13 protein-coding genes and 1 pseudogene are annotated in these 12,550 nt (G+C 56.9%); 7 read left to right on the top strand and 7 right to left on the bottom strand.

The annotated features are described in order from the left end of the window. Nucleotides 1-137: 137 nt before the first annotated feature. The 6 genes from kdsA to hemA are packed head-to-tail and all read right to left on the bottom strand — an operon-like array spanning nucleotide 138 to nucleotide 5,444. Complete coding sequence (gene kdsA / locus QMM04_RS16775) at nucleotides 138-992, bottom strand: 3-deoxy-8-phosphooctulonate synthase (RefSeq protein ID WP_021509944.1); 855 nt, start codon at nucleotides 990-992, stop codon at nucleotides 138-140. Nucleotides 993-1,019: 27 nt separating this feature from the next. After that, the gene (gene sirB1 / locus QMM04_RS16770) at nucleotides 1,020-1,829 is read right to left on the bottom strand and encodes an invasion regulator SirB1 (RefSeq protein ID WP_021509943.1); all 810 of its coding nucleotides are present in this window, start codon (nucleotides 1,827-1,829) and stop codon (nucleotides 1,020-1,022) included. After that, nucleotides 1,826-2,224: a SirB2 family protein gene (locus QMM04_RS16765; protein ID WP_282996570.1), complete on the bottom strand. Its 399-nt coding sequence runs from the start codon at nucleotides 2,222-2,224 to the stop codon at nucleotides 1,826-1,828. The genes sirB1 and QMM04_RS16765 overlap by 4 nt, the downstream gene beginning before the upstream one ends. A 9-nt stretch (nucleotides 2,225-2,233) precedes the next feature. Then, complete coding sequence (gene prmC, locus QMM04_RS16760; RefSeq protein WP_058774566.1) at nucleotides 2,234-3,064, bottom strand: peptide chain release factor N(5)-glutamine methyltransferase; 831 nt, start codon at nucleotides 3,062-3,064, stop codon at nucleotides 2,234-2,236. Next, nucleotides 3,064-4,146, bottom strand: coding sequence for a peptide chain release factor 1 (gene prfA, locus QMM04_RS16755; RefSeq protein ID WP_021509940.1), 1,083 nt, complete (start codon nucleotides 4,144-4,146; stop codon nucleotides 3,064-3,066). Before prfA ends, prmC begins: the two co-directional genes overlap by 1 nt. 41 nt (nucleotides 4,147-4,187) lie before the next feature. Further along, on the bottom strand, nucleotides 4,188-5,444 hold the full coding sequence (gene hemA / locus QMM04_RS16750) for a glutamyl-tRNA reductase (RefSeq protein WP_021509939.1): 1,257 nt from the start codon (nucleotides 5,442-5,444) through the stop codon (nucleotides 4,188-4,190). Nucleotides 5,445-5,660: 216 nt separating this feature from the next. Here hemA and lolB point away from each other — a divergent pair, with 216 nt between their 5' ends. The 4 genes from lolB (at nucleotide 5,661) to QMM04_RS16730 (ending at nucleotide 9,621) form a co-directional block, all read left to right on the top strand. Next, nucleotides 5,661-6,287 carry a lipoprotein insertase outer membrane protein LolB gene (gene lolB, locus QMM04_RS16745; protein WP_282996571.1) on the top strand — a complete coding sequence of 209 codons (627 nt, stop codon included), beginning with the start codon at nucleotides 5,661-5,663 and terminating at the stop codon, nucleotides 6,285-6,287. Next, nucleotides 6,284-7,141 (top strand): 4-(cytidine 5'-diphospho)-2-C-methyl-D-erythritol kinase, encoded by an 858-nt coding sequence (gene ispE / locus QMM04_RS16740; RefSeq protein WP_150361519.1) that lies wholly within the window; start codon nucleotides 6,284-6,286, stop codon nucleotides 7,139-7,141. The genes lolB and ispE overlap by 4 nt, the downstream gene beginning before the upstream one ends. A gap of 137 nt (nucleotides 7,142-7,278) precedes the next feature. After that, a complete protein-coding gene (prs, locus tag QMM04_RS16735; RefSeq protein WP_282996569.1) occupies nucleotides 7,279-8,226 on the top strand; it encodes a ribose-phosphate diphosphokinase in 948 nt (315 codons plus the stop codon). A gap of 225 nt (nucleotides 8,227-8,451) precedes the next feature. Then, the gene (locus QMM04_RS16730; RefSeq protein WP_211725325.1) at nucleotides 8,452-9,621 is read left to right on the top strand and encodes a GGDEF domain-containing protein; all 1,170 of its coding nucleotides are present in this window, start codon (nucleotides 8,452-8,454) and stop codon (nucleotides 9,619-9,621) included. Here the strand turns inward: QMM04_RS16730 and ychH are convergent. Continuing rightward, nucleotides 9,618-9,896 (bottom strand): stress-induced protein YchH, encoded by a 279-nt coding sequence (ychH, locus tag QMM04_RS16725; protein WP_021509933.1) that lies wholly within the window; start codon nucleotides 9,894-9,896, stop codon nucleotides 9,618-9,620. The genes QMM04_RS16730 and ychH overlap by 4 nt on opposite strands. A 261-nt stretch (nucleotides 9,897-10,157) precedes the next feature. Here ychH and pth point away from each other — a divergent pair, with 261 nt between their 5' ends. The 3 genes and pseudogenes from pth to QMM04_RS16710 form a co-directional block, all read left to right on the top strand. Further along, a complete protein-coding gene (pth, locus tag QMM04_RS16720) occupies nucleotides 10,158-10,745 on the top strand; it encodes an aminoacyl-tRNA hydrolase (RefSeq protein ID WP_021509932.1) in 588 nt (195 codons plus the stop codon). Between the two features lie 107 nt (nucleotides 10,746-10,852). Continuing rightward, nucleotides 10,853-11,944, top strand: a complete 1,092-nt coding sequence (ychF, locus tag QMM04_RS16715; protein WP_021509931.1) for a redox-regulated ATPase YchF — start codon at nucleotides 10,853-10,855, stop codon at nucleotides 11,942-11,944. A 398-nt stretch (nucleotides 11,945-12,342) separates the two neighbouring features. Continuing rightward, a pseudogene (locus QMM04_RS16710) lies at nucleotides 12,343-12,550 on the top strand (cell filamentation protein Fic); the annotation flags it as partial.

Raw genomic sequence — 12,550 nt, 5'->3', positions numbered from 1 at the left:
TGAAATATTTTAGATGGTTTTAATGGTCAATTTCAGTTGATACTTTATGTAATCCCTTCGTTGTTAAGCGCCTGCGACAGAATTTACCATTCTATTACAAAGGCACCCGCGGGTGCCTTTGCTGTTGCTATGACAAATCAGTTACTGGTATCCAGCTCCGGGAAGCTTTTAACCAGATCGTCAATCGCTTTCATCTGCGCCAGGAACGGTTCCAGCTTATCGAGCGGCAGCGCGGACGGGCCGTCGCATTTGGCGCTGTTCGGTTCCGGGTGCGCTTCGATGAACAGACCGGCGATGCCTACCGCCATGCCCGCACGCGCCAGTTCGGCAACCTGCGCACGACGACCGCCAGAGGCCGCGCCAAACGGATCGCGCGTCTGCAGCGCATGGGTGACGTCAAAAATCACCGGGCTGTTGTTAGTGACTTTCTTCATCACGTTGAAACCGAGCATATCAACCACCAGGTTGTCATACCCGAAGTTGCTGCCGCGATCGCACAGAATCACCTTGTCGTTGCCGCCTTCGGCAAACTTATCGACGATATTGCCCATCTGGCCTGGGCTGACGAACTGCGGCTTCTTCACGTTAATCACGGCACCGGTTTTCGCCATCGCTTCCACCAGATCGGTCTGACGCGCCAGGAAGGCCGGCAGCTGAATCACATCCACCACGTCGGCAACCGGCTGCGCCTGCCAGCTTTCGTGCACGTCAGTGATAATTTTCACGCCGAACGCCTGCTTCAGCGCCTGGAAAATTTTCATGCCTTCGTCAAGGCCGGGACCACGGTAAGACTTGATGGAAGAGCGGTTGGCTTTGTCAAAAGAGGCTTTGAACACATACGGAATGCCGAGCTTGTCGGTTACCTTCACGTAATGTTCGCAGATGCGCATGGCGAGATCCTGGGATTCCAGCACGTTCATGCCGCCGAAGAGAACAAATGGCAGATCGTTTGCGACCTTGATATCGCCGATACTCACTACTTTCTGTGTCATGCCCTTTCCTTAAATGTCGGGGGACGCTTAGTGCAGCGTCACCTGTTTCTGTTCAATTGCGTGGATCTGCACTTTAATCATCTCGCTAACCGGGTCTTCAGGACACTGTTCAACGAAATAGGTCAAATCGGTCAGTGCGATATGCTCGCACTCCAGCTGGGCGTAAATCAAACCGCGGTCGCGAATCTCATAGGGATCGTCCGGGTCGATTTGCAATAGCACCTGGCTGACGTTGAGCGCCAGCTCCATCTGCTTCTCATCCATCAGCGCCGCTTTCAGCGTGTCGAGCATTTTGCGCATCACGCTGACGGTTTTCGCTTCATCGAGGTCGTCAGAGTAGAGCTTTGCCGTCGGGCTGATGTTGCCCTTCAGCCACACTTCCAGCGTATGGGTGTCGAGCGTCTCACCGTTAAACGGATTGATCAGCCACATTTCACCGTCGAGCCAGTCGGCACGCAGGATCAGCTGCGTCGGGAAAATCACCGGCATCAGCGGCAGCTCAAGCTCATCCGCAATGTGCAGCAGAATCACGCCGAGTGATACCGCCGTCCCCTGCCGGCTCTTCAGCACTTTATCGATCCACAGCGCGTCTGACAGATTGTAGACGCCGCTGGCACCGCCAAAGCCCCACTGCTGGTAAAACAGATCGAGCAGCTTCTCCAGCTGCAGATCCGCATCCTGTTCGCTACTGACATAGCGCCGCGCCTCTTCAACCAGGTCAGCCAGCTGCTGCTGGACGGAAGGCGCAGAAAAATCATTGCGTATGGCGCAGGTCGCACCAATCACCGCTTCACTTAACGGTGTTTCACTGTAATCAAGTTGCACTGGCGAGGTCATACTATCCCCAATAACGGCATTTTGGTCATCGCCAGTTTAATCACCAGTAATAATGCGACCACGGCGACTAAACAGGCGACCCAGCGGGTCGCCATGCTGCGCGGGCGACGACTCAATGCCACGGAACCTAAGGCGATGTAGATGATAACCGCTAACAGCTTCTCCGTCAGCCAGCTTCCTTGTGGGGTAAACGGATAAAAGTGGGTAATCAGCACCAGCAGTGCACCGCTGAGCAGCAGGAATGTATCGTTGATGTGCGGCGCAATGCGCACCCAGCGGCGCTGCAGCAGGGCAGATCCGGTGGTCATCCAGTAAAAACGCAGCAGAAACAGCGTGATGGTGATCGCGACTGTCAGCAGATGGAAATTTTTTATCAGCGGATACCAGCTGGCCATAGTGCTTCCTTAAGTAAGTTGTCCAAGCGTGACGCGCGGATTGCCGCCGTAATCCTCAACGGTGGTGACCGCCAGGAAACCGTGATGGGTCAGCAGCGCGCGTACAGCCTCGCCCTGCTGCCAGCCGTGTTCCAGCAGCAGCCAACCCTGCGGCTGCAACCAGTGCGGCGCGCGTTCAATGATTAATCGTAAATCGGCCAGCCCGGCCTCCTCCGCCACCAGCGCGCTGAGCGGCTCAAAACGCACGTCGCCCTGCTGCAGATGTTCATCGGCGGCATCAATGTAAGGCGGATTGCTGACAATCAGATCGAAACGTTGGGCGGGCAGATCGTCGAACCAGTGGCTGAGCACAAATCCGGCGTTGGTGAGGTGCAGGCGCTGGGCGTTGTCCTGCGCCAGCGCAACCGCAGCGGCGATGCGGTCGCAGCCGGTAATCTGACAATCGGGCCGCTCGCTGGCCAGCGCCAGCGCAATGGCGCCGGTACCGGTGCCGAGATCGAGCACCGCGGAGGGCGTCGCGGGCAGCCGCAGCAGCGCCTGCTCCACCAGCACTTCGGTATCCGGACGCGGAATCAGCGTGGCATCACTGACGCGTAGCGGCAGCGACCAGAACTCGCGTTCGCCCACCAGATGCGCAATCGGCTCACCGCGCACGCGGCGTGCCAGTAACGTCTCCAGCTGCGCCAGTTGCGCATCATCGAGCGGGCTGTCATCAAACGCAACCAGCCAGCTGCGCGACTTGCCGGTGACAAAACCCAGCAGAATCTCCGCGTCGCGCTTCGGGCTATCGCCTCCGCACAACGCAGCCTGCGCCTGCTGCAGCCAGCGCCGGACGTTCATCACTCCTGCCCGGCCAGTGCGGCCAGCTGGTCAGCCTGATACTCCTGCACAATCGGCTCGATCAGCGTATCCAGCTTGCCTTCCATGGTTTCGTCGAGGCGGTAGAGCGTCAGGTTAATGCGGTGATCGGTGACGCGCCCCTGCGGGAAGTTATAGGTACGGATTCGGTCGGAACGGTCGCCGCTGCCCAGCAGGTTACGCCGCGTTGAGGCTTCCGCCGCCTGGCGCTTCGCCATTTCCGCCGCGTGAATACGTGCGCCCAGCACCGCCAGCGCTTTGGCTTTGTTTTTGTGCTGCGAGCGCTCATCCTGGCACTCCACCACGATGCCGGTTGGCAGGTGGGTGATACGGATCGCCGAATCGGTGGTGTTAACGTGCTGACCGCCCGCGCCGGAAGAGCGGAAAGTGTCGATTTTCAGATCGCCCGGATTGATGTCCGGCAGCTCGGCTTCCGGCAGCTCCGGCATCACCGCCACGGTACAGGCGGAAGTATGAATGCGCCCCTGCGATTCGGTTTCCGGCACGCGCTGCACGCGATGACCGCCGGATTCAAACTTCATGCGACCGTAAGCCCCGTCACCGGTGATACGCGCAATGACTTCTTTGTAGCCGCCATGCTCGCCATCGTTGGCGCTCATGATCTCCACCTGCCAGCGGCGCGCTTCGGCATAGCGGCTGTACATGCGGAACAGATCGCCGGCGAAAATCGCCGCTTCGTCGCCACCGGTGCCGGCGCGCACTTCGATAAAGCACGGACGTTCATCGTCGGGATCTTTCGGCAGCAGCAGCACCTGAAGTTGCTGTTCCAGCACCTCGCGCTTTTCGCGCGATAGTTTCAACTCTTCCTGCGCCATGTCGCGCATTTCCGCATCGTCGAGCAGCATTTCAGCCGTTTCGACATCTTCCTGCACCTGCTGCCATTCGCGGAAACAACGGGTGACGTCGCTCAGCTGGGCATATTCACGTGATAACGCGCGGAAACGGTCCTGATCGCCAATTACGCCGGCATCGCCCAGTAACGCTTCAACTTCTTCATGGCGTTCCTGCAGCGCTTCCAGCTTGGCAACAATCGAGCTCTTCATCTAATAGAGGGTATCCCAGTGATAGGTCGTGACAGACCAGATTACTCTAAACCGAGGCTGTCACGTAAGATCTGCAGGCGTTCGCTGTCGCCGTCGCGCGCGGCCTGCTGCAGTGATTTGGTTGGTGCATGAATTAAACGGTTGGTGAGCTTGTGTGCCAGCTCCTGCAAGACTTTTTCGGCATCAGCACCCTGACGCAATGCCGCCAGCGCACGATCCTGCAGCTCGGCGCGCACGTCGTCAGCCTGCGCGCGGTATTCGCGGATGGTCTCACCGGCGCTTTGCGCGCGCAGCCAGGCCATGAATTCACCGCTCTCCTGCACCACAATGCTTTCCGCCTGCACCGCCGCCGCTTTGCGCTGCGCCATGTTCTGCTCGATGATCGCCTGCAGATCATCCACGCTGTACAGATAGGCGTTAGCCAGCTTGCCCACTTCCGGCTCGACATCGCGCGGCACGGCGATATCCACCAGCAGCATAGGCTGATTACGGCGCGCTTTCAGCGCCCGTTCCACCATGCCTTTACCAATAATCGGCAGCGGACTGGCGGTGGAGGAGATAATGATATCGGCATCGGCCAGGCGGGTTTCGATATCGGCAAGGCCGATCACTTCGGCGCCGACTTCGTCCGCCAGCAGCTGCGCGCGTTCGCGCGTGCGGTTGGCGATCATCAGTTTACGCACGCTGTGTTCGCGCAGGTGACGCGCCACCAGTTCGATGGTTTCACCGGCACCAACCAGCAGGACGTTAACGCTGCTGAGTGATTCGAAAATCTGACGGGCTAAGGAGCAGGCAGCGAAGGCGACCGACACCGCGCTGGCGCCGATTTCGGTTTCGGTGCGCACGCGCTTGGCCACCGAGAAGGTTTTCTGGAACATGCGTTCCAGCTCGCTGCTCAGCGCATGGTCGCGCGAGGAGTCAGCATGGGCTTTTTTGACCTGACCGAGAATCTGTGGCTCGCCCAGCACCAGCGAGTCGAGTCCGCTGGCCACGCGCATCAGGTGGCTGACCGCCGCATTATCCTGATGCCAGTACAGGCTGTTGCGCACGTCCTCTTCACGTAAGTCGTGATACTCGCACAACCAGCGCACCAGCTGCTCCTGCAGATCGGTCTGCTGCTCTACGCTGAGGTAGAGTTCCGTCCGGTTACAGGTAGAAAGCACCACCCCGCTCTGCACCATCGGCTGAGACAGCAAGCTGTTCAGCGCCTGGTCCAGCGTGTCTGGCGTGAACGAAACACGTTCGCGCAGCGCAACAGGTGCGGTTTTGTGGTTGATTCCGAGAGCAAGCAGCGTCATGGTGATTCGGGTTGGGAAGTCCCAATAATTGTCAGGTTTTGTGCTGCGCATTCTACAAGATGCAACAGATCAAGAAAAGCCATACAAAGCCTATGACTGTAATAAGATTAAACTGATCGTGCGCAATTATCCTGACATCGCCATTGACGGCACAGAGACGGATGGTTAGCGTTACCGGTTACGACGTAAAAACGTGTCTGAGGAGACGACCACGTGATGCATTTGCCCCCGCGCCAGCTGTTGCGCCTTTTGCCCCTTGCCAGCGTGTTGCTGGCTGCCTGTAGCATCAACAAACCCCAGCAAGGTCCCGGTCCCAGCACGACATCGCCGCAGTGGCAGCAACACCAGCAGGCGGTAGCGAAAATTACCCAGTACCAGACGCGCGGCGCTTTTGCCTATCTGTCGGATAAGCAAAAAGTTTATGCCCGCTTCAACTGGCAGCAAACAGCTGCAGACCGCTATCGTCTGCTGCTGACTAACCCGCTCGGCAGCACAGAACTGCAGCTCGACGCGCAGGGTTCGGTGGTGCAGATTGTCGATAACAAAGGCAAACGCTACGTCAGCAACGACGCGGAGAAGATGATTTCCCAGCTCACCGGCATGGATATTCCGCTGGCGAACCTGCGTCAGTGGATGATGGGTCTGCCAGGCGACGCCAGCGACTATCAGCTGAACAACAACTATCAGCTGCAAAGCCTGACCTACAGCCGCAACGGCCAGCAGTGGAAGGTGACTATTAACGATTACGACAGCAAGGTGAACCCGCCGCTGCCGGCCAACCTCGAACTGACCGAAGGCGGTCAGCGCATCAAACTGCGCATGGATAGCTGGACCACACAATGATCACCACCTGGCCCGCGCCGGCAAAGCTCAACCTGTTTCTCTACATTACCGGCCGTCGTGCAGACGGCTACCACAATTTGCAGACGCTGTTTCAGTTTCTCGACGTTGGCGACACCCTGGAGATTACCCCGGATAACAGCGGCAGTATCACCCTGCTGACGCCGCTTGATGGCGTGGCCGATGAAGACAACCTGATCGTGCGGGCGGCGCTGGCGCTGCGTGCTGCGGCGGCGGACAAAGGTACGCTGCCGCCGCAGGCTGGTGCCCGGATCGCGCTGGAGAAGCGCCTGCCGATGGGCGGTGGTCTGGGCGGTGGCTCGTCTGATGCAGCGACGGTGCTGGTGGCGCTGAACCATTTGTGGCGCACCCAGCTCAGCGTGGATGAGCTGGCTACGCTTGGCGTGCGTCTCGGTGCCGATGTGCCGGTATTCGTGCGCGGCCACGCGGCGTTTGCCGAAGGGGTCGGCGAGCAATTGCAGCCCGCGTTTCCGGCGGAAAAATGGTATCTGGTGGCCCATCCTGGCGTCAGCATCGCCACCCCGGATCTGTTTCGCGATCCTGAACTGACGCGCGATTCACCAATACGCACATTAGATGAACTGTTGCAGCGTCCTTTTCACAATGATTGTGAAGCGGTAGCAAGAAAACGTTTTCGTGAGGTTGATGCGCTGCTTTCCTGGCTGCTAGAATACGCGCCGTCGCGCCTGACAGGGACCGGCGCTTGTGTGTTTGCTGAATTTGACACCGAGTCCGCTGCTCGTCAGGTGCTGGAGCTTGCCCCGAAATGGATGTGCGGATTTGTGGCGCGTGGGCTTAATCTCTCGCCGTTACAGCGTACCCTTTCCGGGCTCTAAGCGTAAACGTGACAGTGTCACCCTGTTCCAGATACTGCACGTGACGCATTAACACACCCGTATGAACAGGCTCAAATGTATTCGCCGGTTATTTTTGAGCGGTTCATTCTCTGGACGCCAAGCCTGAGGTTCTTCTCGTGCCTGATATGAAGCTATTTGCTGGTAACGCCACCCCGGAACTAGCACAACGTATTGCCAACCGCCTTTACACTAGCCTCGGAGACGCCGCCGTCGGCCGCTTCAGTGATGGTGAAGTAAGCGTACAGATCAACGAAAATGTACGCGGTGGTGATATTTTCATCATCCAGTCCACCTGTGCCCCCACCAATGATAATCTGATGGAGCTGGTTGTGATGGTCGACGCTTTGCGTCGGGCTTCTGCTGGTCGTATTACTGCTGTTATCCCTTACTTTGGTTATGCCCGTCAGGACCGCCGTGTGCGTTCTGCTCGTGTGCCTATCACCGCCAAAGTGGTTGCCGATTTCCTCTCCAGCGTGGGTGTTGACCGTGTTCTGACAGTTGACCTGCACGCCGAACAGATCCAGGGCTTCTTCGATGTCCCGGTTGATAACGTGTTCGGTAGCCCAGTTCTGCTGGAAGACATGCTGCAAATTGGTCTGGAAAACCCGATTGTGGTTTCACCCGATATCGGTGGTGTCGTGCGCGCCCGCGCTATCGCGAAACTGCTGAATGACGCTGATATGGCCATCATCGACAAACGTCGCCCACGCGCAAACGTTTCTCAGGTCATGCACATTATCGGTGACGTTGCCGGTCGTGACTGTGTACTGGTCGACGATATGATCGACACCGGCGGTACGCTGTGCAAAGCGGCTGAAGCACTGAAAGAGCGCGGCGCGAAACGCGTGTTCGCTTACGCCACCCACCCAATCTTCTCTGGCAACGCGGTGGAAAATCTGCGCAAATCAGTGATTGATCAGGTGATTGTTTGCGACACTATTCCGCTGTCGGAAGAGATGAAGTCGCTGCCAAATGTGCGTACGCTGACGCTGTCTGGCATGCTGGCCGAAGCCATTCGTCGTATCAGCAACGAAGAATCGATTTCGGCGATGTTCGAACATTAATTGTTCGCGAAAAACCGGGCGCCCTGCCCGGTTTTTTATTGCCTGTGGGCGGAGTAACATCCCGATAAAGCCGCTTCCGCCGCCACTATTTGCGCGATAAATGGCCTCAAAATCCACCAATCTCCCCGCCTTCCACTCTTTTTATCAGACAAGCGCATCCGGGCTTTAGCGGTCCAGTGATTAGTGATATTTTTCACCACACTTTTGCTGAGAACTCCGACCACCATGCCACTCGACATTTATACGTTGTTTATTTGCGAGCTCTACGTGCTGGGGTTTCTGAGCATTATTTTGATTTTTGCCTGGGTCGGGGCGCAGTACGACCGGGTGCTGGGTTTTACCACCCTGACGCTAATACTGACGCTTGCCGCCGTGCTGCTCAGCAGCCTGCGCAGCGCCGGTTTGCACTTTTTGCCGGTGGCGGTCGGGAATGTCATCATGCTGCTGGCCTACGGCACCCTGCTCAACGCCTTTCGTACTTTTTGCCGCCTTCCGCTCGGTTTTTGCTGGATCACTGGCGCGCTACTGTGGGCCCTGCTTTGTGCCTTTCCGCAGTTCTATCACGGCCAGCCGAAACGCGTGCTGGTCATGTGCCTGCTGTGCATCATCTTTACTGCCGCGCTGATTCGTCTGCTGTGGCAGGCACGCGCCACGCTGACCGTCACTTTCTGGCCCGCGCAGATACTGCTGTGGATCCACTTACTGTTCCATATGGCCCGCATTTTCCTTGACGATGCGGTGGCCACCCCCGTTCCGGGTGCCATTGGCGGTTCCGGCTTTTCGGTGTATGTGATTCTGGAGTCGATCCTCTTCGTCATCGGCCTGACCTTCACCATTCTGGCGATGGTCAATGAGCGGACGCAGATCGCCCATAAGCTGGCGTCGCTACACGATCCGCTCACCGGCGTATGGAACCGGCGCGCACTGTTTGAAGCCGCAGAAAAACTGCTGCTGCGTCAGGGGCGTCTACCGCAGCCCTATATTTACAGTGCAGTGCTGTTCGACCTCGATCATTTCAAAAGCATCAACGATCGCTATGGTCATCAGCAGGGGGATCGGGTGCTGGTCGATTTTTGTCAGGTGGTGAAAGCGTTAATGCCGGTTGAGGGTCAGTTTGCCCGGCTGGGCGGTGAGGAGTTTGCCGCGTTGCTTCCTGGCGACAGTGAGCAGGCGCAGCGCATATGTGAGCGTATCCGGCTGGCGACACAGCTGTCGCTACCCAACGACATCGGCTATACGGTGAGCATTGGCTTTGCCACTGCCAGCCAGCGGCATCAGGCGTTTCCCGCCCTGCTGGCGCTGGCTGATGAAGCCTTGTATCGCGCTAAAGCCGCCGGACGTAACCGCGTCGAAGGTTATCAGACGCTGCAGGCGGCAATGGCGGAAGCCGGTTAGTGCGTTGAGTGGTGATCGCGACGGCAGCGTTTGTCACCGTAGTGACGCAGCCAGTAATAGCGGTCTTCCACCCTCTCCCGTCCGCTGACGCGTGCGCCGACCAGCCACAGTAGCGCACCCACGAAAATACTGAACATCGCTCCATGCGCGAGGAACTGTGGCAGGTTGACCGACGGCAGCTGGTTAATGATGGAATAACCCACCCCGAGCACCATGGTTAACAAGCCGAGACACATCAAACCATTACCGACGGTGCGGCAGTGTTGACGTTTCATGATTCACCTCCATCCTTTTCAGCAACGCAGAAAACAGCACGTTTGGTTAACTGGCCATAAGTTTAGGCAATGGCTGGCGGTTAAGATGCGTACAGGATCACACATCCTTCACAATGTCTGACAAAACTTTACCGCCAGCACCTTGATTTCGATAGAAATTGATTATTCACCTTTGGTCATTAATCTGTCATTGCGCCCTTTGTCATCCCCGCTGGCAGGCAGTAAACTATCGCCCTTTCGCAGCGAGACAGGATAAACATCGTGAGCAGCATTAAACTGATTGTGGGGCTTGCCAATCCCGGCGCTGAATACGCGGCAACGCGCCATAACGCTGGCGCCTGGTATGTGGATTTACTTTGCTCGCGCCATAATCAGTCTCTCAAAGAGGAGCCGAAGTTTTTCGGCTACACCGCGCGCCTGTCGCTGGCCGGCGAGGATGTGCGCCTGCTGGTGCCCACCACCTTTATGAACCTGAGCGGCAAAGCGGTGGCGGCGATGGCAACGTTCTATCGCATTACGCCGGAAGAGATTCTGGTGGCACACGATGAAATGGACCTGCCGCCGGGCGTGGCGAAATTCAAACAGGGCGGCGGCCATGGCGGTCATAATGGCCTGAAAGACATCATCAGCAAGCTCGGTAATAACAACAATTTTCATCGCCTGCGCGTCGGTATCGGCCATCCGGGCGATCGTAACAAGGTCACCGGATTTGTGCTCGGCAAGGCACCGGCCAGCGAGCAGAAGCTGATTGACGAGGCGGTCGACGAAGCGGTGCGCTGCACCGAACTGTGGCTAAAAGAAGATAAGATTAAGGCGATGAACCGTCTGCACGCCTTCAAAGCCAGCTAAGCCAATTCCCGCGCCGCCGCAGGGAATTCTGTGTATAATGCGCGAAAATTTTTGAATCAGTCGGCGCTGTCTGCCAGCGCTGCACACTCAGTGAGAAAGGTAAGATCATGGGATTTAAATGCGGTATTGTGGGCCTGCCGAACGTCGGTAAATCCACCCTGTTCAACGCGCTGACCAAAGCGGGTATCGAAGCAGCCAACTTTCCGTTCTGCACCATCGAACCCAACACCGGCGTGGTGCCGATGCCTGACCTGCGCCTCGATCAGCTGAGCGAGATTGTTAAGCCACAGCGCGTGGTGCCAACCACCATGGAGTTCGTGGACATCGCCGGTCTGGTAAAAGGCGCGTCGAAAGGTGAAGGCCTGGGCAACCAGTTCCTGACCAACATCCGCGAAACTGAAGCCATCGGCCACGTAGTGCGCTGCTTTGAAAACGACAACATCATCCACGTCTCCGGTAAAGTAAACCCGGCAGAAGATATTGATGTCATCAACACCGAGCTGGCGCTGTCGGATCTCGACACCTGCGAACGTGCCATTCAGCGCTGCCAGAAGAAAGCCAAAGGCGGCGACAAAGATGCTAAGGCGGAACTGGCCGCGCTGGAGAAGTGCCTGCCGCATCTGGAAAACGCCGGTATGCTGCGCTCGCTGGCGCTGGACGCCGATGAGAAAGCCGCGATCCGCTATCTCAGCTTTCTGACGCTGAAGCCGACCATGTACATCGCCAACGTCAATGAAGACGGTTTCGAGAACAACCCGTATCTCGACCAGGTGCGCGCGATTGCTGAAGCCGAAGGCTCAGTAGTGGTGCCGGTCTGTGCGGCAGTGGAATCGGACATCGCCGAGCTGGAAGATGAAGAGCGCGACGAGTTCATGGCCGAGCTGGGCCTGGAAGAGCCGGGCCTCAACCGCGTGATCCGCGCCGGTTATGCCCTGCTCAACCTGCAGACTTACTTCACCGCAGGCGTGAAAGAAGTGCGTGCCTGGACCATCCCGGTTGGCGCCACCGCACCGCAGGCAGCCGGTAAAATCCACACCGACTTCGAAAAAGGCTTTATCCGCGCTCAGACCATCGCGTTCGAAGATTTCATCACTTACAAAGGTGAACAAGGCGCGAAAGAGGCCGGCAAAATGCGTTCAGAAGGTAAAGAGTACATCGTGAAAGATGGCGATGTGATGAACTTCCTGTTTAACGTCTAAATAAAATGTGTTGTCTCATGAGGTTTCACCGAGCCTCATCAAGAGCGCAATAACTATAAAATCCACGCAATTGCGTGGATTTTTTATTACATGCTTTTTACGGGCGGGGATAAATTGCCAGCGCCAGTCACATCGCACTCTTTACGGCGGCTGGTCAAAATCTCGGCTGCAGCGCTACTTATAGCTCCCCTTACCGAACCACATTACCTGTTTGATCGAAACGGGCAACCGGGCTGATGCTATTGAGGTACAGCCTGGCTGCAACCAACGGTACTCCCTGGATATACAGCAATTTAACTTATCCTGATGAACGAAAGGTTTCGAGGCAGGATTGGCTGATAAACCTGATGGACCTAAATATACTTACGCTTCGTTTGTCATTATAACAGAGCGCACTCATGAGCCGATACCATGTTGCTGGCAGTGAAGGTAAGTTTGAAAAAGACTCAGGCGAGCAGGTCATAGCCAATAAGCTGAGGCTCACCGATTCCACTGAGATGAATGAGGCAGAACTTGTTCTGTTAGAACAACTCTACCAGTCAGTTTTTGAAGAAAACTTTCCCGAAGGAAAACTTAACGTCGCGCTACTAAAAAGCTGGCATCGCC

The sequence above is a fragment of the Pantoea sp. Pa-EAmG genome (genome assembly GCF_030024295.1).
GTDB classification, from domain to species: Bacteria; Pseudomonadota; Gammaproteobacteria; order Enterobacterales; family Enterobacteriaceae; genus Pantoea; species Pantoea dispersa.
Note: the sequence above shows the minus strand (reverse complement) of the source record. Positions and strands in the feature narration are given on the sequence as shown.

What these genes read in the sequence shown, in the direction of transcription:
- kdsA (WP_021509944.1), bottom strand. Translation starts at nt 992, where the DNA reads ATGACACAGAAAGTAGTGAGTATCGGCGATATCAAGGTCGCAAACGAT.
- sirB1 (WP_021509943.1), bottom strand. Translation starts at nt 1,829, where the DNA reads ATGACCTCGCCAGTGCAACTTGATTACAGTGAAACACCGTTAAGTGAA.
- QMM04_RS16765 (WP_282996570.1), bottom strand. Translation starts at nt 2,224, where the DNA reads ATGGCCAGCTGGTATCCGCTGATAAAAAATTTCCATCTGCTGACAGTC.
- prmC (WP_058774566.1), bottom strand. Translation starts at nt 3,064, where the DNA reads ATGAACGTCCGGCGCTGGCTGCAGCAGGCGCAGGCTGCGTTGTGCGGA.
- prfA (WP_021509940.1), bottom strand. Translation starts at nt 4,146, where the DNA reads ATGAAGAGCTCGATTGTTGCCAAGCTGGAAGCGCTGCAGGAACGCCAT.
- hemA (WP_021509939.1), bottom strand. Translation starts at nt 5,444, where the DNA reads ATGACGCTGCTTGCTCTCGGAATCAACCACAAAACCGCACCTGTTGCG.
- lolB (WP_282996571.1), top strand. Translation starts at nt 5,661, where the DNA reads ATGCATTTGCCCCCGCGCCAGCTGTTGCGCCTTTTGCCCCTTGCCAGC.
- ispE (WP_150361519.1), top strand. Translation starts at nt 6,284, where the DNA reads ATGATCACCACCTGGCCCGCGCCGGCAAAGCTCAACCTGTTTCTCTAC.
- QMM04_RS16730 (WP_211725325.1), top strand. Translation starts at nt 8,452, where the DNA reads ATGCCACTCGACATTTATACGTTGTTTATTTGCGAGCTCTACGTGCTG.
- ychH (WP_021509933.1), bottom strand. Translation starts at nt 9,896, where the DNA reads ATGAAACGTCAACACTGCCGCACCGTCGGTAATGGTTTGATGTGTCTC.
- ychF (WP_021509931.1), top strand. Translation starts at nt 10,853, where the DNA reads ATGGGATTTAAATGCGGTATTGTGGGCCTGCCGAACGTCGGTAAATCC.